14 protein-coding genes and 1 pseudogene are annotated in these 23717 nt (G+C 48.3%); 11 read left to right on the top strand and 4 right to left on the bottom strand.

The window, feature by feature from the left end:
• Positions 1 to 50: 50 nt before the first annotated feature.
• Positions 51 to 1550 (bottom strand): RagB/SusD family nutrient uptake outer membrane protein, encoded by a 1500-nt coding sequence (locus ACMA1I_RS15225; RefSeq protein ID WP_337069242.1) that lies wholly within the window; start codon positions 1548 to 1550, stop codon positions 51 to 53.
• Positions 1551 to 1673: 123 nt separating this feature from the next.
• Positions 1674 to 4844, bottom strand: coding sequence for a TonB-dependent receptor (locus tag ACMA1I_RS15220; RefSeq protein WP_337069240.1), 3171 nt, complete (start codon positions 4842 to 4844; stop codon positions 1674 to 1676).
• 1034 nt (positions 4845 to 5878) lie between these two features.
• Between ACMA1I_RS15220 and ACMA1I_RS15215 the strand changes: the two genes are divergently transcribed.
• The 11 genes and pseudogenes from ACMA1I_RS15215 (at position 5879) to ACMA1I_RS15165 (ending at position 19336) form a co-directional block, all read left to right on the top strand.
• Positions 5879 to 6643 (top strand): DeoR/GlpR family DNA-binding transcription regulator, encoded by a 765-nt coding sequence (locus ACMA1I_RS15215; protein ID WP_337069239.1) that lies wholly within the window; start codon positions 5879 to 5881, stop codon positions 6641 to 6643.
• A complete protein-coding gene (locus tag ACMA1I_RS15210; RefSeq protein ID WP_337069238.1) occupies positions 6643 to 8064 on the top strand; it encodes an L-fucose/L-arabinose isomerase family protein in 1422 nt (473 codons plus the stop codon). Before ACMA1I_RS15215 ends, ACMA1I_RS15210 begins: the two co-directional genes overlap by 1 nt.
• 36 nt (positions 8065 to 8100) lie before the next feature.
• Positions 8101 to 8940 carry a transketolase gene (locus tag ACMA1I_RS15205; protein ID WP_337069237.1) on the top strand — a complete coding sequence of 280 codons (840 nt, stop codon included), beginning with the start codon at positions 8101 to 8103 and terminating at the stop codon, positions 8938 to 8940.
• A gap of 34 nt (positions 8941 to 8974) precedes the next feature.
• A complete protein-coding gene (locus ACMA1I_RS15200) occupies positions 8975 to 9943 on the top strand; it encodes a transketolase family protein (protein ID WP_337069236.1) in 969 nt (322 codons plus the stop codon).
• 435 nt (positions 9944 to 10378) lie between these two features.
• Entirely contained in the window at positions 10379 to 11329 is a 951-nt protein-coding gene (locus ACMA1I_RS15195) for a D-ribose ABC transporter substrate-binding protein (protein WP_337069235.1), read from the top strand.
• Between the two features lie 6 nt (positions 11330 to 11335).
• Complete coding sequence (locus tag ACMA1I_RS15190) at positions 11336 to 11980, top strand: DUF2291 domain-containing protein (RefSeq protein WP_337069234.1); 645 nt, start codon at positions 11336 to 11338, stop codon at positions 11978 to 11980.
• 229 nt (positions 11981 to 12209) lie between these two features.
• Positions 12210 to 13715 carry a sugar ABC transporter ATP-binding protein gene (locus tag ACMA1I_RS15185; RefSeq protein WP_337069233.1) on the top strand — a complete coding sequence of 502 codons (1506 nt, stop codon included), beginning with the start codon at positions 12210 to 12212 and terminating at the stop codon, positions 13713 to 13715.
• Positions 13716 to 13725: 10 nt separating this feature from the next.
• Entirely contained in the window at positions 13726 to 14766 is a 1041-nt protein-coding gene (locus tag ACMA1I_RS15180; RefSeq protein ID WP_337069232.1) for an ABC transporter permease subunit, read from the top strand.
• A 266-nt stretch (positions 14767 to 15032) separates the two neighbouring features.
• The gene (locus ACMA1I_RS15175) at positions 15033 to 16544 is read left to right on the top strand and encodes a glycerol kinase GlpK (RefSeq protein WP_337069231.1); all 1512 of its coding nucleotides are present in this window, start codon (positions 15033 to 15035) and stop codon (positions 16542 to 16544) included.
• 655 nt (positions 16545 to 17199) lie between these two features.
• Positions 17200 to 17847, top strand: a pseudogene (gene ribB, locus ACMA1I_RS15170) (3,4-dihydroxy-2-butanone-4-phosphate synthase); the annotation flags it as partial.
• A gap of 220 nt (positions 17848 to 18067) precedes the next feature.
• On the top strand, positions 18068 to 19336 hold the full coding sequence (locus ACMA1I_RS15165) for an acetylxylan esterase (protein WP_337069230.1): 1269 nt from the start codon (positions 18068 to 18070) through the stop codon (positions 19334 to 19336).
• A 585-nt stretch (positions 19337 to 19921) separates the two neighbouring features.
• Here the strand turns inward: ACMA1I_RS15165 and ACMA1I_RS15160 are convergent.
• Both ACMA1I_RS15160 and ACMA1I_RS15155 read right to left on the bottom strand, forming a co-directional pair.
• Positions 19922 to 21361 (bottom strand): pectate lyase, encoded by a 1440-nt coding sequence (locus ACMA1I_RS15160; RefSeq protein WP_337069229.1) that lies wholly within the window; start codon positions 21359 to 21361, stop codon positions 19922 to 19924.
• Between the two features lie 133 nt (positions 21362 to 21494).
• A complete protein-coding gene (locus ACMA1I_RS15155; protein WP_337069228.1) occupies positions 21495 to 23540 on the bottom strand; it encodes a glycoside hydrolase family 127 protein in 2046 nt (681 codons plus the stop codon).
• Positions 23541 to 23717 lie beyond the last annotated feature (177 nt).

The following is a 23717-nucleotide window of genomic DNA, read 5'->3' as shown; positions in this document are numbered from 1 at the left end:
CTCTAACTAGAACTGTGTGGGCTTTCTTTTTAGTATTACAGGTATGGTTGTTACCTCAGGTTAGGATTTACCTGAACCTCGGTAAACGGCACCGGGAACAGGAGTCTGCTGGCTGTTATATTATAGGAACCGGGCAGCAGGTTCGGGTACTTTCCACTTGCTTTTAGGGCTGCACCGTAGGCTGTCATTACTTCCAGGGCCTTATCGGTACGCACCAGGTCCAGCCAACGCTTGTTCTCGAATGCCAGCTCTACCCTTCTCTCCTGCATAATGGCCGTGCGCAGCGCCTCTTGGCCTGTAACTGTAACCGGCGACACACCAGCACCAAACGCCCGATCGCGGACCTGATTCAAATAAGGGAGTGCTTCCACACCTTTGCCTTGTTCGTTCAGAGCCTCTGCCAGCAATAGCAACACCTCCGAGTAGCGATAGACAGGCCAGTTTTCGTTCGTGTTTGGGTTGGAGCCGTTAGGCTGAGGGAGTGGTAAATGCAGGTACTTCTTTACGTAAGGCTGGGCCACAAAGCTTCCATCGGCTGCCGTGTAGCCTTCGGCAATAGAGGCGGCCTTGCGGGTATCTCCTGGTTCGTAGGCGGCTATCAGGTTATCGGTAGGAATGTTCCAGCCGCCCGTGTTTTGGTTGTTGAACACGAAGCCAACAATAGGTGTTAAATTCGCAAGATTTGGCATAAACACATAGGCGAAGTTGCTTTGTAAGCCTAAGTTGCCCTGCAAGTACTGCACCTCAAAAACAGACTCCGCATTGTTTTTATTGGCAGGATCAAAGAAAGCAGCATAGTCGGGGAGCAAGGAGTATTTCCCGGAGTTTACCACTTCTTTCAGCACCGTTTCGGCCTGCGGCCACTGTTTTTGCACTACGTATACATTGCCTAAAAGCGTTTTGGCTGCGCCAGAAGTAGCCCGCCCTCTTTCCTGTTGGTCTTTAGCCGGTAACAGCGCAGCGGCCTCTGTCGCATCTTTTATAATTTGGGCATATATTTCTGCCTGAGGAGTGCGGGTACGCGTGGAGTGCACATTCAGGATTTCATCGGCAGTTCCGAAAGTAGGCTCCAACAGCAGCGGCACGTCGCCAAAATACTGCACCAGGTCAAAGTAGGCTAAGGCTCTGAGAAACAGCACCTGCCCTCTCAGGTTACTTTTTACGTTATCGGCAAAAGTGGCAGCATCTATTCTCGAAAGCACCTGGTTGGCGTAGGAAATAATGCGGTAGTTGCCCATCCATTTTTCCTGCACCGGTGCCGCCGTCGGGTTATCCATAAAGTCGGCAATTTCTTCGCGCACCAGGTTGCCACGGTTTGAGTTGTTAAAAATGTAATGTGTGTTATCAGATCGCATTTCGCCCATAATGTAGGCGCTGCCATACACAATGCGAAGCGGTGCATACGTAGCATTAACCGCCTGCGTAAAGTCCGCCTCGGTCTGGAAATAATTATTGGAACTGATAAAATTTTCGGGCGATACTTCCAGAAAGTCTTCTTTACACGCCCCCAGGGAGAGCAGCAACCCCAATGTTATGATCTTTAGTTTCATCTTTTTTGATTTTTTGATTTCCGGCCACCTTACTACCTGGCTTGCAACAACGGCAGCATGGCCTGGGGCAGAAGTAGACACCGGAAAAGATTTTACTTGTTTTAGCTATTGCAGCAGCTGAGGTTAGAATCCTACATTCAGACCCAGGGTAAAGGTTCTTGGCACTGGGTAAGCGCCCAGGTCCAGGCCTTGCGACAGTGGGTTTTCTCCGCCGGAGTTCACCTCCGGGTTAGAGCCATCGTAGCGGGTAATTACCAAGGCTTGCTGTATGCTGCCATACACGCGCAGGCTGCGCACATGCTTAATCAGGTTCTGCGGCAGGTTATAACCAAGCGAAATGTTTTTCACCGTCAGAAAGCTGCCATCTGTTACCCACAGGGTATTGGCGTTTCTGAACAAACCGGTGGTACCTGCCAGCACACGTGGATGCACGCCGTCACCTGGGTTCTGCTCAGACTTCCAGCGATTGGCAACGGACTTGGTCACATTAAACACACCATCCAGGTTATTGATGTACTCCATGGAGGTATTCATGATGTCGTTGCCATACGAGCCAGAGGCCACAATAGACAGGTCGAAGTTCTTCCAGCCAAAGGTGTTGGTCAAGCCAAAGAGAAAGTCGGGGTTCGGGTTGCCAATAATGGTCCGGTCATCGACTGTAATTACGCCATCGCCGTTAACGTCTCTCATTTTTACAGATCCTACGGTAGAGGTTTGGAACTTAGGAGAGTTGTCGAAATCGGCCTGGTTCATGTATACGCCATCTGCCACATACCCCCAGTGCATACCTATCGGCTGACCTACCATAGTAATGTTGCGGTTGGTGCCGCCACCCAATGCGGCATTGGCAGTACCCAGTTGTATAACTTTGTTGCGGTTAAAGGAAATATTGAAATCGGTTGTCCATTTAAACGTTCCTACTGTGTTGCGGGAGGTAAGGGTAAACTCATGCCCCCAGAACTTAAACTCGCCAATGTTGGCATAAAAGTTTGGGAAGCCTGTATGTACAGGCACCGGGACCTGAAACAGCAGCCCATCGGTGTTTTTGGTGTAATAGTCGTAGCCCAAAAACAAGCGGTCGTTTAACAAGCCAAGGTCGAACCCTATATCAAATTGAGAGGTTCGCTCCCAACCTAACGTAGTATTTCCGAGTGACACTACATTGTTACCTGGCGCCAGTGTGTTATTAAACACATAGTTATTAGAAGCGCCACTGTTAATCGAGTTAATTTGGGCAAAGCTTGGGTAATTACCGATGTTATTGTTACCTGTAATGCCGTAGCTGGTGCGCAGTTTCAGGAAAGAAATGGCGCCTATGCCCTGCATAAAGTTTTCGTCAGACACTACCCAGCCGGCCGAAACAGAAGGAAAATTACCCCATTTGTTGTCTGTGCCGAATCGGGAGGAACCATCGCGGCGCACGGAGGCAGTGAACAGGTATTTCCCTTTGTAGTTGTAGGTAAGGCGGGCCAGGTATGATAATAGCGTCCACTCTTCTACGGCACTGGTGGGCGCAAAGGTGGTGGCGGCACTCAGCGTGCGTACTCGATCGTTGGCAAAGTTAGTGGCAACAACATTACTAATGTCGTTCCTGAACTTTTGGCCTGTGTAGCCTACCAGTCCTTCAAAGAAATGATCGTCAACCTCTTTCTGGTAAGTTGCAGTATTTTCTGATAACCAGGTATAGAACTGATTGTTGTTCAGGGTTAGATCGCCTGATGCACGCGGCAACGCCTGGTTTACGTTACCGGATGTAGAAGGCACAAAGTTTTTAAAGAACGTCTGGCTCAGTTCACCGTTCAACGATGTTTTCAGCACCAGTCCTTTTGCCACTTCATACTCCAGAAACGCATTCGACAAAAGTCGGTTAACGCGGTTGGTGCCGTCGGCTTCGAGTGCTACGCGGTACCAGTTCGGCACGTTGAGCATACCCGGTGTCATGGCCGTAATAGGCAGACTGCCATCGGGGTTCACAGCTGGTGCCAGCGGAGAGGCTAGCAAGGCGCTGGTCAGCATACCGCCTGTGCTAGTAAATGGTCCGCCATCTGTTGGCCGGCCACTGGTATTCGAAATGGAAGGCGCAATGTTCACGCCCACACGCACTTTGTTGTTGAAGCGGTACTCCGAATTAAGCCTGGCCGAAAAACGCTTAAAGCCTGTATTCAGAATAACCCCCTGCTGGTCGAAATAACCGAGTACAGCCGACGTGCTGAATTTCTCACCGCCCGCGTTAAAGGTTACACTGTGGTTCTGGATGGGAGCAGTTCGGGTAAGCAAACCATACCAATCCGTGCCTTCGCCGTACTGGCTCGGGTTCTGATAAATTTCAGGCACGACCCGGTTATTCTCGGTATACACTTCCTGCATAAACTGGGCAAACTCGCGGGCATTCATTACCTCAGGTACCCCCCTCGATGGTATGGCCTGCACCCCGTAAAAGGAGTTGAGACTAACCGAAGTCTGACCTGATTTTGCGCGTTTGGTGGTAACAATAACAACCCCGTTGCTGGCCCTGGAGCCATACATGGAGGTAGAGGCAGCATCTTTCAACACGCTTATCGTTTCAATTTCATCCGGGTTCAGCGTACTAATGTCGCCGCTGATCGGAAACCCGTCTACTACATAAAGTGGCTGGTTACCTGCCGTTGCCGAAGCCTGTCCCCGCACCCGCACGCTCATACCTTCGCCAGGCCGTCCGGTGGTTTGCAGTATCTGCACACCCGCCAATCGCCCTTGTAGCTTCTGCGATACCTGTGGCACCGGCATATCGGCAAACTCCTGCGCTTTTACTGTTTGCACGGCCCCGGTTATATTCCGCTGGCTTTGCGTGCCGTAGCCTACCACCACTACTTCATCCAATGCCTTGGCATCGGGAGCCATCGAAATATTAATGGAGGCGCGGTTGTTAATGTCTATTTCCTGCATCTGGTAGCCTACAAACGAAACCACCAGTGTTCCTTTACCTCCAGGGACAGTAAGGCTATAATTGCCGTCAATGTCTGTTGAGGCACCGGTATTTGTCCCTTTAAGCATTACCGTAACGCCTGGCAAACCTGATCCGTTCTCGTCCAGCACACGCCCCGACACAGTTACTCCTTGTTGCGCTCCAGCGCCTGTATACCCTGTGTTAATCGCATCTCCAGTAATTGTACCTGGCCCCGAAACAGAAGTGAAAAGCAGGCTCTCCTGAGAGGTAGCGGCAAAAGCGGCAGAAGAACTGAAGCCGGTATGCGCTGAACCAAGCAGCAAGCAAGGGAAGAGCAGATTTTTTAAATAGTACATCTTTTTTTTCATGGCATATGCATTATAATGAGCGAAAAGGATAATGTTTTGTATTAGCAGCAGTACAAATTACCCTGCTTATGACAGTTTTAAGTGGCATTTAAAACCAATAGCAGCAGGTAAAGTCAGGAAAGTAGATTTTGTAACATACATCAGAAACTAAAACAGTATCAGTTTTCAATTATTCTAATAAAAATGGCCTTCAGAAGAATTTTCACCTCCATTTCGGCAAGGGTCTACCTGACTTTTTTATGGCACATGCTTTCGCCTCAGCTTCACCCGTTTTTCATCAATCTTCTACAGAACCCATACTAACATTAACTTATCAACAGGACCAAACTAATGTTAGTTATTATTTTAAAAAATTAAACAGCGCTTGCTACCTCTGCTAGTGCTGTATGTAAGTTATATGGGCAATTCTTTATAGTTCCTGCCGAAAGTGGTATAGCCTCAGGTAAAATAGATTAAACCTGAACTGCTGCCTGTGCAGCAAAAACTAATTAACCATGTTCCCCTCAATTATTCGAATGGAAATGCCCTTCCGAAGCTTTTTCCGATATTTTTTGCTTAGGCTTTACTATGAACTCCTATCACATGAACTGCTTATGAGTTACCTGCTCCTGTTATTTCAGCTGCAATTGGTTTAATCATTCCTAAAAATTACAGATCAATTTTTAAATGTATGATACCAGGCCACACATGCCAATGATGTTGCTGCTCCCCGCGAAAAGAAGGTAAAAGTTGCGGGGCATTAGTGAGTAAATACAAGTTATACTACTTGCTGTAAGATATTTAACACAAGTATAGCAAAAATAAAAGAAAACAAAAGAAAAAAATATCGGAAATTATTTTTTCTTAAATCTTGTTCATCGGCTAGACAAGTTTTAATTCTGCTTAGACAAAAATATAAAACGAAGGAAATAAAAAATAAAACAAAGTATTCGGATTATTTTTTAAATTACGCCTTCCGAACCGAAACTATGTAGTAGAGCGCTTTTATGACTAATTTTAGCACAAACTATGTAGTACTATAAACATACGAAGCTATGATGGCTAACCAGCGAAGGGAAAAAATTCTGGAATTATTAAAAGAAGACGGATCAGCCAAGGTGATTGATCTGGCAAAGCTCTTTAAAGTAACAGAAGTGACCATACGCCAGGACCTGGAAAAATTAGATAAAGACGGACTATTGGTGCGCGAGCATGGCGGAGCGTTCTTAAAAACGGTAGAGGACCAGGTAAGGGAAGTGACGCTCGCCAACAAAGAAAACATGGACAAGAAAGAGCTGATCGCCCGCAAATGTCTTGAATATATAGAAAGCGGCGACACCATTATTTTAGACTCCGGCTCTACCACCACCGAAATTGCTAAAAAGCTGAAGGGTTTCAAAAACCTGACGGTTATTACCAACGCCTTGAATATTGCCCTGATGCTGGGCGCAGAACCAGGCATAGAAGTAATTATGACAGGCGGGGAGTTTAAGCCCCCTACCCTTTCGCTAACTGGCCAGAAAGCAGCCGACTTTTTTAAAGGCATTAACGTGCAGAAGCTGTTTCTGGCAACGGCTGGTCTTTCGCTTAAGTCGGGCCTGACCTACCCCAGCATCAGCGACATTGTGGTAAAAAAAGCCATGATAGATGCAGCCGAAACCACTTACCTGGTAGCGGACTCGACTAAAATAGGCAGGAGCGCCTTCGCCAGCCTTGGTGCCCTCTCGCTTATCGACTATATTATTACCGATGCAGGTATTGCCGATAAGCACCAGAAGGTTTTTCATGATAACGAAATTGAATTAATAATAGCAAGCTAATGCAAAACGTAAAACAGCAACTCACTTTAGGAGTTATAATTGGCAACCGAAATTTCTTTCCCGATTCTCTGGTAGCAGATGCCCGCATTGAGATCTTAAGTGTACTCGAAGACCAGAACATACGACCTGTGCTGCTCGATCCGGAAGACACCAAACTGGGCGGTGTGGAAACGTTTCAGGATGCCATGAAGTGTGCTGAACTATTTAAAAAGCATAGAGATGAAATTGTAGGAGTGCTGGTACTGCTGCCGAACTTCGGCGACGAAAGAGGCGTAGCCGAAACTCTGAAACTAGCCAAGCTGGATGTGCCTGTGCTGGTACAGGCTTACCCTGATGACCTGGAGAAACTGGACGTAGCCCGCAGAAGAGACTCGTGGTGCGGCAAAATATCGGTTTGCAACAACCTCTACCAATACGGTATTAAATATACCACTACCACCAAACATGTAGTGCATCCTTCCGACCCAAGCTTTGTAGCCGACCTGAACGATTTTATGGCAGTTTGCCGCGTTGTAAGAGGTTTGCGTAATGTCAGAATTGGAGCAGTGGGCGCCAGACCAGGTGGCTTTAACACCGTACGGTACAGCGAAAAAATATTGCAGCGAAACGGCATATCTGTTACCACTGTGGACCTTTCAGAGATTCTGGGTAATGCTGAAAGACTTACAAAAGACGACCCGGCTGTGCTGGACCGCCTGGAAAAGATAAAAGCCTACACGCCTACCGGCCTCACCCCCGAAGATGTACTGATTCAGATTGCCAAACTCGACGTGGTGCTCAACCAGTTTATGGAAGTAAACGCCCTCGATGCCACCGCCATACAATGCTGGACCTCTATTCAGCAAAATTACGGCTGCAACGTGTGCACCAGCATGAGCATGATGAGCGAGAATATGCTGCCGAGCGCCTGCGAGGTAGACGTAACCGGCACCCTGAGCATGTATGCCATGCAACTGGCCTCCGGCTCGCCAAGCGCCCTCGTAGACTGGAACAACAACTACGCCAGCGACGAAGAAAAGTGTGTGCTGTTCCATTGCGGTAACTGGGCAAAGTCTTTCCTGCCAGACATTAAAATGAGTACAGCTCCTATTCTGGGCACTACGGTAGGAGAAGAAAACACTTTTGGCGCCCTCGACGGACGCACACCAGCCATGCCGCTTACCTATGGCCGCATCAGCACCGACGATCCCAAAGGCATTATTAAAGTTTACATTGGCGAAGGCGAACTGACAGATGATACCCTGAATACTTTCGGCAACAGAGCAGTTGCCAAAATTAACAACCTGCAGGGGCTGATGCAGTACGTTTGCAAAAACGGCTTTGAGCACCACGTGGTTATGAACGCCTCCAAAACAGCCGGCATCCTGAAAGAAGCGCTAGGCAACTACATGGGCTGGGAAGTTTATCATCACGAAGGATAAGAATCCAGCAGGTTTAACCTCTAAAATTTAAAGCACATGACAGAGCTAGAGCTACAGCAAAAATCCATTACATACCGGAAAAACATCCTGAAGTATATTTATGGTGCCAAGGCAGGCCATACGGGTGGCAGCCTTTCTTGTATCGATATTTTAAATGTTCTTTACAATGACACCCTAAATGTAAGTCCGGAGACTTTTACTTCGCCGGACCGCGACCGTTACATCCAGAGCAAAGGCCACACTGTGGAGGCGCTGTTTGTGGTGCTCGCCGATAAGGGCTTTTTCCCGGAGTCGGATCTGGAGACGCTGTGCCAGTACAAGTCGCACTACATCGGGCACCCTACCCGCAAGGTAAATGGCGTGGAGCAGAACACAGGTGCCCTGGGCCATGGCCTGCCACTGAGTGTAGGCGCTGCCCTTGCTGCTAAAATGGATGAACGCGACTACCGTGTGTTTACGCTGCTTGGTGATGGTGAATTGCCTGAAGGCTCTAACTGGGAGGCCGCCCTTACGGCTTCTCATTACAAACTAGATAACCTCTGCGCCATTATAGACCACAACAAACTGCAGATAACGGCTTCTACAAAAGAGGTATGTGACACCAACCCCATCGACGATAAATTTGAAAGTTTTGGCTGGGCCGTGCGTCATGTAGACGGGCACGATGTTACTGCTCTGAAAGAAGTCTTTGATGCCATGCCTTTTGAGGAAGGAAAGCCAAGCCTTGTTATTGCGCACACCATTAAAGGCAAAGGCGTAAGCTACATGGAAAATGTGCTCAAGTGGCACCATGGGGTACCAAGCGAGGAACAATACCACCAGGCCATTGAAGAACTCGATGCTGTTATGGCAACGCTGAATGCAGAGGCGGTTTAGTTAAATTAATCTTTCATCACAAAATCAAAAAACTGTGGGTGCAATCGTAGAAAAGGAAATAGAAACGGGCAAAGCAAACCTAGAGGTATTTTCGAGTACCCTCCAAGACCTGGCTGCCACTGACCGAGACATTGTAGCTGTAACCAGCGACTCGCGTGGGTCTGGAAAACTGGTGCCTTTTGGGCAGAAATATCCGAAACAGATAGTGGAAATAGGCATTGCTGAACAAAACCTGGTAGGTGTGGCAGCAGGTTTGGCTTCGGCTGGTAAAAAAGTATTTGCCGTTTCACCGGCTTGCTTTCTAACTGCCCGGGCACTGGAGCAAATCAAAAACGACGTGGCTTATTCTGACAACCCCGTGAAGCTGATCGGTATTAGTGCCGGGGTGAGCTACGGCGCGTTGGGTACCACCCACCATAGCCTCCACGATTACGCGGTACTCCGCGCCATCAACAATATTACCATTGTAGCACCTGCCGATAATTTCGAGACCGAGCAAGCCATTGCACAGGCTGCCTCCTCAGAACAGCCCTTTTACATCCGCTTCGGCAAAAAGCCCATGCCCCTGCTGCAACCTGAGGCAGAGAGTACCTTTGAGTTCGGTAAAGGACGCGTGGTGAGAGAAGGCAATGATCTGACGTTTGTAGCAACCGGCGAAACGGTGTACCCTGCTTTGCAGGCCGCCGCTAAACTAGAGAAAGAACAAGGCATCAGCGCTACCGTCATCAGCATGCACACCATCAAGCCCCTCGATACTGAGTTGCTTGAAAAAGTAGCCGCTGACGGCAAACCAATTGTAACCGTGGAGGAGCACAGTGTATATGGCGGCTTGGGCGAAGCTTGCGCTTCTTTTCTGTTCCAGAGCGGCCACCGCAATGCTTTTAAAATAATGGGCATTCCAGATGAGTACACCGTTACCGGCTCCCAAAACGACATCTTCAACCACTATGGTTTATCAGAAAGTGGTTTGGCAGAAGCAGCTCTTACCCTTCTAAACCCTTGAGAACTCTTCAGGCATTTTGCCTCCGGAAGGGAATTTTCATTAAAATAATTGCTGGCCACAGATTCAAGAGATTTCTCGGATTACATTGAAAAGCCTAAACGTGCTATAATACATTCAGTGAGATCCGAGGAATCCTTCAAATCCGCGATTCGGACAAAATACCTCTGGAAGGCCAATTTCATTTGAATAATTTCACAAGCAAGCTTAATGAAAGTCTTTGCTTCTGTACATCCTAATACAAATAGAAATCCTCCTACCAAAATTATTTAAAAATAAAAACATTATTTATATGTAAATATTTGCAAGCTTCTTTTTTATGTTTTATTTTAAACAAATGTTAGTTCAAGGGTACTAACACAATATCCTTAGCCTTACTTATTCAAAGAGTAAAAGAGAGCAAAATAACAAGAGGAGTGTAAAACCAGAAATTTCGCTATGTCAGGATACTTAACTAAAATACCGGTGCTGCTCCTGCTGTTTGGGGTACTGCTGTTGGCAGGCTGCTCCGGCAAAACCGATGCAGATGAGCCCAAAAAAGTGGCTGTTATCATCTCAACGCTCAACAACCCCTGGTTTGTGGTGCTGGGCGAAAGTGCAGCAGCGCAGGCTAGAGAACTGGGCTACGAAGCCAAGATCTTCGACTCGCAAAACAATACGGCCCTGGAAGCAGATCATTTCGAAAATGCGCTTGCCTCTGGTTACGACGCTATTCTGTTTAACCCCACCGATGCCGACGGCTCCATATCAAATGTGATGAAGGCCAAAGCTGCCGATGTTCCGGTGTTTTGTATGGACCGCGAAGTAAACTCCACAGAAGCCGCCACTTCGCAAATTCTCTCCGATAGCTACTCTGGCTGCGTAGCCATGGGCAAGTATTTTGTTAAGAAAATGAACAAAAAGGGTAAGTATGTAGAAATTCTGGGCCTGGTCGGCGACAACAACACCTGGAGCCGCTCCAAAGGCTTTCATAGCGTAGTAGATAATTACCCGGATCTGAAAATGGTGGCTCAGCAAAGTGCAGATTTTGACCGCAACAAGGCTATGGAAGTGCTGGAATCGGTGCTGCAGGCCCACCCTGATATAGACGCCGTGTTCTGCGGCAACGATGCCATGGCCATGGGTGCTTACCAGGCTGTAGTGGCAGCGGGCATAGCCGACAGGGTGCAGGTGTTTGGGTTTGATGGTGCCGACGATGTCATTATATCTATAAACGACGGCAAAATAGCAGCTACGGGCATGCAGTATCCGGTGGTAATGGCGCAGACAGCCGCTACCTATGCCGATGAGTATTTCAAAGGTAAACGCGATTTTCCACAGAAAATGCCGGTGGCCGTGGAGCTCGTGAAGCAGGACAATGTGAAAGACTACCTGGCCGCTATAAAATAGAAGAAGATGAAGAAGAGCATTAAATATGGCATTATGCTGCTGGTAGCACTGGTGCTGGCCTATAACTCCGTCTACTTTAAGAGCCTGAGCGAAGTAAAAGCATCTCCGGCATCAGATCAGTTTGATGCCGCCACCTATGCCAATGAGTTCTGGAACACCAAACTCACACCCGGCTTAGACCAGGCTGTAGAAATAAATTCCCTTATCGCTCAACTAAAAGCAGACAAAGCAGCAGCTTTTGCCAGCCACTCGCACGCCCTCGGCATAGGAAACATCCGGTACTTTTTGATTAAAGGCGAAGGTGAAATAACAGCGGTAGGCGAAAATACAGTAACGGTGGTGGCAGCGTCAGAAGAGGGGCAACAGCCAGTTAAATTAGAAACTGAATTTGTGTACGGCAATGCCGTACGAGATGCGCAAGGCCTGATCGACCTGACAGACTTTACCAGCACCATGCACCTGAACAGTGTATCGGAAGAAATAAACAAAAAAATTAGAACAGAGGTGATTCCTCCTTTCAGGGCCAATGCTAAGAAAGGGCAGCACGTGCAGTTTGTGGGCGCTATTGAACTAAACCAGGAGCACCTGCGCCTCGACGAAATAGAGGTAATGCCGGTGTCGCTGGAAATGGCCGGCGCTTCGCCAAATTAGAAATTACCCGGCTGGCGCTAGCACGCATCCCGCTCATGCCAATGCTGACGGGTTTTCTCAAGCTTACTTCTGAAATAGAAAACAGACATATCCCATGCTTACAGAACTTCTAAATTCAAAAAATCCTGTGTCTTGCGTCCTGTGTCTTGCGTCCTGTGTCTTGCGTCCTGTGTCTTGCGTCCTGTGTCTTATATCCTATTAAAAACAAACTTCTAATTCAACCTACATTGTGCTAATAGCAGAAAACATAACGAAACGCTTTTCCGGTGTGGTGGCACTGGACCAGGTGAACATGGAGCTTCATTTCGGAAAAGTAACCGCTATTATAGGCGAGAACGGTGCCGGTAAGTCTACGCTCATGAAAATACTTTCTGGCGTGTACCCCGACTACGAAGGCCGCATTGTGTACAAAGGCAACACCGTGAGCTTCTCCAACCCGCGTGAGGCGCAGGAGTCTGGTATTGCCATTATTCACCAGGAGCTTAACCTGATCCCTTACCTCAGCATTACCGAAAATATTTTTCTGGGCCGCGAACTGGAAACCGCTTGGGGCACCCTCGATGCCAAAGCCATGCGCCAGCAAACCGAAAAGCTGCTGCGCAAACTCAAGCTCGAAGTAGACCCCGACACACTGGTACATGAGCTAAAGGTAGGGCAACAGCAGGTAGTAGAAATAGCCAAAGCCCTGCTCCTCGATTCCGAAGTTATTATTATGGACGAACCTACTTCTGCTATCAGCGAGAGTGAGGTAGAGGTGCTCTTTGAAATCATTAACGACCTACGACGCGAAAACAAAGCCATTGTATACATCTCGCATAAGCTGGACGAACTTTTTAAAATTGCCGACCGCTACATTGTGCTCCGCGACGGGAAAACCATAGAGTCGGGCGAGATGGCCGGCATGACTCACGACCGCATTATTCAGAAAATGGTAGGCCGCGGCATTACCCTCATGCGCAAAACCCCGTGCTGCAAGCAAAAGCAGGAGGTGCTCAAAGTGGAGAATCTCTGCCTGAAACACCCTGCCCGACCACAGGAGAACCTGCTCAAGAACGTATCGTTTAGCCTGGGCCGGGGCGAAATTGTCGGAATTTTCGGGCTGATGGGCGCTGGCAGAACAGAGCTCCTGGAGACCATTTTTGGGTTGCATGGCAAGCAGATTACCGGCCGCATGTGCGTAGAGCAACAGGAGGTGCACTTTAAGTCGCCGGCCTACGCTATTAAATCCGGTATTGCGCTGGTACCCGAAGATCGTAAAAAAGATGGGCTGGTGCTGGGGCTGGACGTAAAAACGAATATCTGCCTCACCACCCTGGAGAGCATGGAAGACATGGGCATGCTAAACGACAGCAAAGAATGCAACCTGGCTGATAAGTACATTGAGGAACTACGCATCAAAACCTCTTCCAGTGCACAGGCAGCCAAAAATCTGAGCGGCGGTAACCAGCAAAAAATTGTAATTGCCAAATGGCTCGCTACAAAACCTAAGGTGCTCCTTCTCGACGAACCCACACGAGGCATCGACATCAACGCCAAAAACGAAATTTATAAACTGATACAAGCTCTGGCCGATGCCGGTTTGGGCATTATTGTCGTGTCGTCGGAGTTGCCCGAAATACTGGCCCTCTCCGACCGCATACTGGTGATGGCAGAAGGCAGCCTGACAGCCGAGTTGCCTGTAGATGAAGCCACCGAGGACAGCATCCTGAAAGCGGCCATTCCAAAAACTATTTAACGAAGCCATTATGAGTCCAGAAGTATACATGGAAGAGAAGAAGGAGAAAAAAGGTTCTTCCTCTGCAAAAGCCTCCGCAGGTGCAGCCCAGTACAAACAACACCTGGTCAAGTTTCAGTCGCTGATCGCGCTGTTTATACTTTGCCTTGTTATCGGGCTGCTGTCGGACAAGTTTTTTACCGTAGCCAATGGCTGGAACGTGATGCGGCAAATTTCTGTGAACATCTGTATTTCGGTGGGCATGACGCTGGTGGTACTCACAGCTGGTATCGATTTGTCGGTGGGTTCTATTCTGGCGCTTTGCGGTGCCATTACGGCTGGCCTGCTTAAGTTCGGGCTGGAGTTTCCGGCTATAGACATGTTTGTTGGGTTTACTGTTTTGGGAGCTATTCTGGCCGGCATGCTAACCGGCACTGCCCTGGGCGCTTTTAACGGCTGGACAATTACCAAATTTAAAGTACCACCCTTTGTAGCTACCCTGGCCATGCTTACCATAGCACGCGGCCTCACTATGCTCTGGACCGAAGGCTTCCCGATCTCTAACCTAGGCGAAACCTTCTCTTACCTTGGCACCGGCTGGTTTTTGGGTATACCGTTGCCTGTCTGGATTTCAGGTATTATTGTACTGGTGGCCGTTATTGTAACAAAAAAAACAAGGCTTGGCCGCTACATCTACGCCATTGGCGGTAACGAAAGCGCCGCCCGCCTCTCCGGCATCAACATTAACCGAATTAAAATTATTGTATACTCTATTGCTGGCGCACTTGCTGCCATTGGTGGACTTATTGTAACGTCTCGCTTGGATTCTGCACAACCCAATGCCGGTATCAGCTACGAACTCGATGCTATTGCAGCAGTTGTAATTGGTGGCACCTCGCTATCTGGTGGCAGAGGCACGATTATGGGGACAGTACTCGGTGCTATTATTATTGGAGTACTGAACAACGGCCTCGTACTGCTCGACGTGTCGCCGTTCTGGCAGCAGGTGGTGAAAGGTTTTGTTATACTCCTCGCCGTAATTATCGATAAAGCAAATGCAAAAGGTGAATAGAAAGGAAGTAAGCTGTAAGCTACCAGTATCAGAATAAATCTTGCAAAATGTATTCTGAGGCGAGTGCGCTAGTGCGAGCTTGTAGCTCGTACTGTCTCATCCTATTATTTTATAAAACGGATTATAGGAGGTAATTAATTATTACCCCTCACCTTTTTAAAATCAAATTGATAGAAGGTACGAGCTACAAGCTCGCACCAGCGGTGTAAACCTGCTCACGTAGCGCCAATTCAACGTTTTTAAACTTGTATTCTCATAGCATTCTTATGAATAAAAAGTATATCCTGGCGGTAGACCAGGGCACCAGCAGCACCAAAACCATTATTTTCGACGAAGCCGGAACAGCTGTTGCCAGAGCATCGGAACCGCTGGCTTCGAAGTATAAAGGAGCGCATGTGGAGCAGGACCCGGAGGAAATTTTCCGCAATGTGCTGACCTCTGTGGAGAAGTGTCTGCAAGAGTTTACAGCTTCGGGTGGTAATTTGAGCAACATCCAAGCCTGCGGCATATCGAACCAGCGGGAAACCTTTGTGGTCTGGGATGAAGCCGGAAAACCGCTCTATAATGCGGTGGTGTGGCAGTGCAAACGCTCAGTAGGGGTTTGTGAGCGACTGAAAGAAGAGCAGCTGGAGCCACTGATAAAAGCCAAAACAGGCCTGATTATAGACCCTTATTTTTCCGGCTCTAAACTGATCTGGCTTTACGAAAACGAAGTAAAGGTGCGAGAGGCCGTAGACGCTGGCACAGCTTATTTCGGCACCATCGACACTTGGTTGCTCTACAAACTCACCAAAGGCCAAAGCTACCTCACCGACTACACCAACGCTTCGCGTACGCTGTTTTTTAACTTAGCTGAGCTGAAATGGGACCAGGAGCTGTTAGATGTATTTAACCTGTCGCGCCTGAACCTGCCGGAGCCGAAGCCATCGTCGTACCTTTTTGCCGCTTCTGATTTTAAGGGCCTGTTTCCACAGCCGATTCAGATCACCAGCATGATCGGCGATTCGCATGCTGCTGCTTTTGGCGAAGGCTGCTTTTCGCCGGGTACGGCAAAGGCCACTATGGGTACAGGCTCTTCCATTATCATGAACATTGGGGAGAAAGCGCAGGACTCCGAAAGAGGCATGGTAACTACCATTTGCTGGAGCACTGAAGAGCGCGTAGACTATGCCCTGGAAGGTGTGATCGTGACCTGTGGTGCCACTATTGAGTGGCTCAAAAATGAAATCGGGCTGATATCCGATAGCAAAGAAACAGAAGCTATGGCGCGTGCCGTAGCCAATAACAACGGCGTTTACCTGGTGCCTGCCTTCAGCGGTTTGGGTGCCCCGCACTGGGACATGAGCCGCAAAGCGTCTATTACCGGCCTTACCTTTGGCTGTAACAAAAACCATCTTGTGCGGGCGGCACTAGAGTCGATTCCATACCAGATAAAAGATGTAATTACGGCAATGGAGCAGGATACTGGCATTGCGCTGCAGGAGCTGAATGTTAACGGCGGCCTCACCTCTAACAAGTTTGTGCTGCAGTTCCTCTCCGACCTCCTCGAAAAACCGGTTGCCGTACAACGCATGCCCGACATCTCTGCTCTGGGTGCTGCCTACCTGGCTGGCCTCAAAGCAGGCGTATACAAAGATATTTATCACCTGAAAACCCTGAACCAAGACAAAGCCGTAACCAGACCCGGTGAGCAGGTGCAGCAAGTGAAAAGTGATTACGAAGGCTGGCAAGTAGCGGTAGGCAGTAGTGTAACTGCAAAAGCAGAATTGTCGGTTTAGGTTATAGGCGTAGCCCTGAACTTCCCTTGGCCTTCCTGAGGTAAATTTGCCTCTGGAAGGCCATTTTCATTAGAATAATTTATGGTTGTTGCTCCCTTCCCATCTCCTTGATATGTCATCCTGAAAGGATCTTGTGGGCGAGAGCCTAAAGCGATGGTTTCAGGCTTAGAAGTCTACGTTCGCATAGTACCCGTTAGTGCAGCGACAGCCAAGTGAAGTTATCTTATTGCTGGAGTCTTTGTTCTTTTTGTATCTAGCCTATAAATGTCAGGTTAAGACTACTAAAGAAGGTCATTCTGAGCTTGTCGAAGAATCTATTTCGTATCGTTTTTACCTAATAGTTCCCTCGGCTACGCTCGGGATGCCAATTCAAATACTTTAAATTGATACCGTTGGGCCTGTCCCCCCACTCGCTGAACGCTCTTCAAAGGGGGCCTCTTTCTCTAACAAAAAATCGTCAATAAATGCCCCTGGCATTTGCGCTCTATTTATTGCTGCCAGCCTTGATACAGTATTGAAGACAAGAAACCTTACCCTCTCCAACAGCACCTCTACACTACAAAATTGCGGGAGGATGCTGATTTTGTTTTACATTTACAGTTGTGCACCAGCTACCGGTGCCAGCTTAGATTTGTAAGACATAAAATCCAATAAAATGGGCCAGGATAAAACAGACACTGGAAATATTACTTTAAATACTATTGAAGAAGCCATTGCCGACATCCGCGACGGTAAAATAATAATTGTAGTAGACGACGAAGATCGTGAGAATGAAGGCGACATGATTTGCGCTTCGGAGTGCATTACGCCATCGCTGGTAAATTTCATGGCCAGGGAAGGTCGTGGCCTTATTTGCGTATCGCTTACCGAAGAGCGTTGCCAGGAGCTGGAACTGCCGATGATGGTTGAAAACAACACGTCCTCACACGAAACGGCCTTTACCATTTCCGTTGACCTCATAGGCCATGGCTGTACCACCGGCATCTCTGCCTCCGATCGATCCAAAACAATTAAAGCGCTCATCGACCCAAACACAAAGCCCGAAGAACTAGGTTCGCCAGGTCATATTTTCCCGCTTAAAAGCCGGAGTGGTGGTGTGTTGGCTCGTCCCGGACATACGGAGGCAACCGTAGATTTTGCCCGCCTGGCAGGTTTCAAACCTTCTGGTGTGCTGGTAGAAGTACTTAGCCAGGATGGCTCCATGGCCAGGCTACCCGAACTCCGACAAATTGCCGACAGGCTCCACCTGAAGCTGGTCAGCATCAAAGATTTGATTGAATATAGAAAAAAGGTAGAAGGACTGGCGTAGCGGCAGTTCTTCCATTATAGCCAGAGCACCTTGCAGTTAGGTATGTTCTAAGCAACACCAGCATTCTCTGGTCTAAGCATAAATTATTCTAATGAAAAGGGCCTTCCGGAGGTAATAATCCTTTTTAAACCGTAGGCTTTGCTTTCGGTAATTTTCAAGGTGCTCCTTTAAACAGCTTCCACAGGCCTCGGAAAAGCTAAACTTAACTTGCTTCATGCCTCTTAAAAAGTTCTTCTTATTAGTAGTTGCCATTTTTGCCATGCTCCCTGCTGTTGCTCAGAACTTTGAGGAGGAGAAGGTGCATCCGTATACCCTACCTGATCCGCTGGTTATGGAAGACGGTACTCCTGTGAAAAATGCCAGGCAGTGGAAGAAAAAACGGCGAGCGGAAATGCTGGAGCTGTTCGAGCAGGAGATGTATGGCCGCTCACCCGGCAAGCCGGAACACATGACGTTTCAGGTATTTGAGCAGGATGCGCAGGCGCTTGGAGGCAAGGCAACCCGCAAGCAAATTACGGTATACTTCACAGGTGAGCCAGACGGTCCGAAGATGGATATCCTGCTGTACCTGCCTAACCAGGTAAAGGGAAAAGTGCCGATATTTCTAGGCCTTAATTTCCAAGGAAATCATGCAGTGCATACCGATCCGGCCATTAAGCTATCGCCAAACTGGGTGTGGGGTGGCGGTGCTGGTGTGGTGAACGATGTGTCTACAGAAAAATCTAGAGGAGCTACAGCCAGCCGCTGGCCAATTGAAATGATTCTGGAGCGGGGTTACGGTGTAGCCACAGTTTTTGCCAACGACATTGCCCCTGACAAAAAAGACAATGTGAAAGATGCGGTTCGGGCGCTTTACCCGGAGCTGCAAAACCGAAACGACAATTTCAGCACCATGGCCGCCTGGGCCTGGGGCCTGAGCCGCGCGCTCGATTACCTGGAAACAGACCCGCAGGTAAATGCGAAAAAGGTAATGCTGTTCGGCTTCTCCAGGATGGGCAAAGCTGCTTTGTGGGCGGGAGCCCGCGACGAGCGTTTTGCCATGGTCATCAGCAACGAATCTGGAGGTGGCGGTGCGGCCCTCTCAAAACGCAAATACGGCGAAGATGTGGAGCGGCTTACCCGTGGCAACCCGCATTGGTTTGCTGCTAACTTTAAGAAGTACAACAAAAACGAAGAGGCCCTCCCTTTCGACCAGCACATGGTAATGGCCCTGATTGCCCCACGTCCACTTTATATTGCCAGTGCCGAAGAAGACAGAGGCGCTGACCCTTACGGGGAATTTCTGGCAGCCAAAGCAGCTGATCCAGTATACCGTTTTTTAGGCACAGAAGGCTTGCCTGCAGCAGAATTTCCGCCATTAAATCAGTCCGTTCAAGGCCGTATAGGTTACCACATCCGCACCGGCAAACACGATGTAACAGAATTTGACTGGATGCAGTACCTGAATTTTGCTGACAAGCATTTCAAGTCCGGTAAACGTTAATCCTCCTCATCAGTGCTTTCCGGATTTTTCTAACTTCAGTTGTGCAGTATTGTTCTCTCTACTGTACTGCGGCAGTTAACAACAAAGCAAATACCTTAGCCAAGTGCACCGATTGAAAATAAACTGTCTGAGCGTTCAGCGAGTTTTTATTTTCTTGATTTTTTTGGTTCTTTTTGTATCAAGACAAAAAGAACAAGAACTTCAGCAATGAAACAATTTCACGCCGAGGTCACAGCAGTAACAGATACTATGCGAATTTGGGCTAAAAGTCAGTAGCCATTGCTAACAAATCTCGCCCACGTTAAAAAGTTAAACCGTTGGAATGAAAGTACGAGCTACAAGCTCGCACTAGCGAGGGTCACAGCAGTAAAAGCAGTTATTAGAACTTAGACTTCTAAGCCTGTAGCCATTGCTTTAGGCTCTCGCCCACAAGATCCTTTCAGAATGCCAATAGTGACGTTGTCTAAGTTGACACAGGCCATAAAACACAAGAGGTAAGACTTACAAAAATCTTACCTCTTGGCCTTTTCGCATTTGCTTCTTTATAAAGCCATGCCTGTTTTTCGGCACAACATGTAGCTGGCGCTAGCGTTTGGCTTTTTGCTTGGTCGGTACGGTTCCGTTCAGGTATTCTTCCAGGTTGGTGTAGCCGTTGCCGTTCAGGTCGCCGTTTCTGTCGGAGGGGTCATTGGGGTTGAGGCCATATTTGCGTTCCCAGTCATCGGGCATACCATCTTTATCGGTGTCTATGGGTGCTGTAGCTGCTTTGTAAGTAGGGTAACCTCCTACTTGTGCGGGAGAGTCGATTATGCCAGCTATACCCTTAGCCCCTTTGCCACTGGCGGTGCCCTTGCGGGTTTCTTCTATCACCCGCTTATCTACGGCATCGCGCACAGGTAAGGTAGCGCCTGCATCTGCCAAAACAGCTTTGTAGGCATCGGCAGCAGACTGTTCCGGCAGTGCCGCACTTATAGGGAATGCCTTAGCTGATTTAGCCTGCACTCTGCTCTTTTCAGGCACTCTTTCCATATCAACAGCTTTCCAGTTATCTTTTGTGATGGCGGCATTTCCATCCATAATATTGCCGGCTACATACCACTCTCCTACTCCTTTTGCCTTTTCAGGTGTGTAATAAGCCTGCACAAACTTCAACGATTCAGGTTTGGCAGGTCCTGGTTTATAAAAGTTGTTTACCATGTTAATCTGCGACTTTCCTCCGGGTATTTCTACTTCGCCACCGTAGGCACCATTCTGGTTACCCCAATTGTAGACTACATTGTTGCGATAATCTACCACAGCCAGCGTGTCGTGTGCCCTGGCCCCGTTGAACCGGATGGTACGGCTGTAGAGGTGAGCAATCAGGTTGTGGTGAAAGGAGGCATTTTGGCCGCCCCATACACCGCCATAAGAGCGTAAGCCTTTATGATGGCCTGCATCATGGAGACCTTCGCTTACAATGGACCATTGCACAGTGGTATTTTTGGTATCGTACATCGCGGCAATTTCCTCATTGGCCCAGCTGAAGGAGCAGTGGTCGATGATTACGTTTTGGCAATTTTCCATGTTGAACCCGTACAGCACATCCTTGCCGGTACCGTGGCCCGGGCGCGAACGCAGGTACCGAATGATTATATTGCCGTGGTTGCCTCCCTGGCTTTTGGCCCTGGCTCCATTTATCGAAAACGAGTGACCTTTTAGCACGACGCCATCTCCGGGAGCGGTCTGACCGGCTATTGTAATGTTGGAGCGTTTTACTCTTATTTCAGATTGTAATTCAATGACACCGCCCACCTTAAACACAATTGTAATTGGTTCGCCTGGATATTCGTTAAAAGCTTGCCGGAAACTGCCGGGTCCATCGTCGTTTAGGGTGGTGACTTCTACTACCTGGCCACCTCTGCCTCCGGTAGCGTATTTGCCAAAGCCCTCCGCACCCGGAAAAGCGAGTTGCTGGGCATTGGCTGCATGAATGGTAAAGGCTGCAATTCCTGTTAGGAGGCAGTTTTTCAGATTTTGTAATTTCATAGTTTCAGGATATCAGCAGTACGCTGGAAACTTGTTCGAATTGATTATTGATTCTTAAAAAAAGAGTGGTTTAGTGGCTGAGTGAATACAAACTACTCACTCAGCCACTAAACCACTCTTTCACTCCTTTATTTTACCTGCTTAAAGGCAACCAAACCGACATTTCGTTATGTCCCCGGTTACCCCAGGCATAATAAGGCACTAGCCGTACCTGTACTGTCTGATTCTCTGTTGCGACCTCTCTATACAGTTGGTTATCCCAATCCTGATTTTTTATTAGCTTGGCATTTCCTTCTAAGCTCATAATGTCGCTGTTCTCGATCTTGATGAGTTTTGGCGTAAAGTTGATGTCGGCAGGCAGTGTTACATTGAACACAGATTGACCTTTCGGCATGTCTACCGACTCGAGGCAATACACTACCGGCCCGCGTTTTACGGCTACCTGGTTGCGGGTTTCTTCCACCAGCGGATTCGACTCGATCAGTTTGGCCTCCATAGGCAATACCAGTTCAATTTTGTCGCCTTTGGCCCACTTACCGCTTACTTCGGCATATTCGCCGGCAGTTAATTTGGCGTTATGTGCTTTTCCGTTTACCATCAGTTTGGCACCCTCAGCCCAAGCTGGTATGCGCAGGAACATAGAGAATTCCTGCTTCTTTTTAGGCACCTGGTCCAGCGTAATTTTTATGTTGCCATCCCAGGGGTAGTTGGTTTCCTGCGTCAGTTTTACGTCTGAGCCGTTTTTCAGCTTAGTAGCCAGTTTACTGCCACCGTACAGGTTAAACCACACGCCCTTATCAGAAACACTGTAGGCATAGTTATGCACCTCCGCCAATGTACGCACCACATTAGGAGGGCAGCAGTTAGAGAGGGCAATATAACCTACACGATCTTTAGACCAGCGCTGCTTAAATGGCAACTCATCCGATTGTGCAAGCGGGTTTGTGTATAAGAACTCTGTTCCTTTCAGGCTGATGCCAGATAACACACTGTTATAAAGTGCGAGCTCCATAACATCGGCGTACTTTGCGTCGCCAGATAATTTGAGCATGCGGTAGTTCCAGAGCACATTACCAATGTTGGCGCAGGTCTCGTTGTGTGCCGTATGGTTTGGCAACTGGTAGTCGCGGCCAAAAGCCTGGTGTATTTTCTGCACATCTTTCGGGTCGTAAGAAGTACCATCCGGAGAAGTGCCATCATACAGGGAGCCTAAACCACCAGTAATGTACATTTTGCGGTTCACCACATCATCCCACATCAGGTTGAGCACCGACATCAGTGATTTGTCTCCGGTTTCGGCATATACATCGGCAACACCGGCATATAGGTAGCTCGCTCTAACAGCATGGCCCATAGCTTTTGTCTGCTTCCGGAGTGGGATGCGGTCCTGGTTATCGTCGGTGCCATCGTTGGTGGTGCCATGAATATTGACTAGGTTCTGCGCCAGCTCCAGGTATTTAGGATCGTTGGTAGTACGGTACATTTCTACCGTACCCATGTAATGCGATGGGCAAATGGCATTGCGCGACAGCTCCGGAGAAGCAGCTTTGTAGTAGTTGTACAGAAAGTCAGTTGCTTTTTTAGCTACGTTTAGCAACGAGGTTTTGCCGGTGGCACGATAATGCACGCAGGCAGCCGTCATGAGGTGGCCCAGGTTGTAAGCCTCAAAATTCACTTTGTCCTGAAAGGCAGAGCCAGCACCTTTATTTTTATTTTTCTGAATGATGGCCGGCGTGTAGATGTAACCATCCTCCTGCTGCACCTTCGCAATTACGGCAATAGCGCGATCCATCTCCTGATCGATCTTAGGATCTTTGGTGATGGCATAAGTAGCTGCCATAGACTCCAGCACCTTGTAAAAATCACCGTCGTGGAAAGAAGGGCCTTTATGCTCGCCCTCGGCCATGCCTGCTGCAATCTCAAAATTCCGGAAGGCATGCGATACCTCCGGATCATTGTAAATGCCCCACAAGTTCGGCACCGCAGTTTCTTTCGCCATTTTAAAACGATCAGCCCAAAAACCCTGTGTCCAGGTGACGGCATTCATATCCACACCACTTAATTTGGCATGCGAGCTGGTGCTGGTGTTTACCAGGCTTTTCTGCTGCGACATAGCTGGCGCGCCTGATAGCAAAAGGCATCCTAATGCGACACAAAACGTTTGCGATATCCTATTCATAAAACTGATATTATTTAATTTAGTGCTATTTCTGAGATGCTGGAACCCTGTGCATGATTCACTTTTATTCAGAAAGCTATGTTCTAAGGAGATAGCTGACGCAGAAAACATACTGCGCAGTTTTTATATGCTTAAGATAAGTATTCCTAGGCTTCTATTCAACGAATAGCGCTTAAA

This window comes from Pontibacter sp. 13R65, assembly GCF_047525655.1.
GTDB lineage: Bacteria > Bacteroidota > Bacteroidia > Cytophagales > Hymenobacteraceae > Pontibacter.
This window is presented reverse-complemented; position numbering and strand designations above follow the sequence as displayed.

Bases quoted from the DNA above. Each gene is read 5' to 3' on its own strand.
- ACMA1I_RS15175 (WP_337069231.1), top strand. From the start codon at position 15,033: ATGAATAAAAAGTATATCCTGGCGGTAGACCAGGGCACCAGCAGCACC.
- ACMA1I_RS15165 (WP_337069230.1), top strand. From the start codon at position 18,068: ATGCCTCTTAAAAAGTTCTTCTTATTAGTAGTTGCCATTTTTGCCATG.
- ACMA1I_RS15155 (WP_337069228.1), bottom strand. From the start codon at position 23,540: ATGAATAGGATATCGCAAACGTTTTGTGTCGCATTAGGATGCCTTTTG.
- ACMA1I_RS15180 (WP_337069232.1), top strand. From the start codon at position 13,726: ATGAGTCCAGAAGTATACATGGAAGAGAAGAAGGAGAAAAAAGGTTCT.
- ACMA1I_RS15205 (WP_337069237.1), top strand. From the start codon at position 8,101: ATGACAGAGCTAGAGCTACAGCAAAAATCCATTACATACCGGAAAAAC.
- ACMA1I_RS15195 (WP_337069235.1), top strand. From the start codon at position 10,379: ATGTCAGGATACTTAACTAAAATACCGGTGCTGCTCCTGCTGTTTGGG.
- ACMA1I_RS15220 (WP_337069240.1), bottom strand. From the start codon at position 4,844: ATGAAAAAAAAGATGTACTATTTAAAAAATCTGCTCTTCCCTTGCTTG.
- ACMA1I_RS15190 (WP_337069234.1), top strand. From the start codon at position 11,336: ATGAAGAAGAGCATTAAATATGGCATTATGCTGCTGGTAGCACTGGTG.
- ACMA1I_RS15225 (WP_337069242.1), bottom strand. From the start codon at position 1,550: ATGAAACTAAAGATCATAACATTGGGGTTGCTGCTCTCCCTGGGGGCG.
- ACMA1I_RS15210 (WP_337069238.1), top strand. From the start codon at position 6,643: ATGCAAAACGTAAAACAGCAACTCACTTTAGGAGTTATAATTGGCAAC.
- ACMA1I_RS15160 (WP_337069229.1), bottom strand. From the start codon at position 21,361: ATGAAATTACAAAATCTGAAAAACTGCCTCCTAACAGGAATTGCAGCC.
- ACMA1I_RS15215 (WP_337069239.1), top strand. From the start codon at position 5,879: ATGATGGCTAACCAGCGAAGGGAAAAAATTCTGGAATTATTAAAAGAA.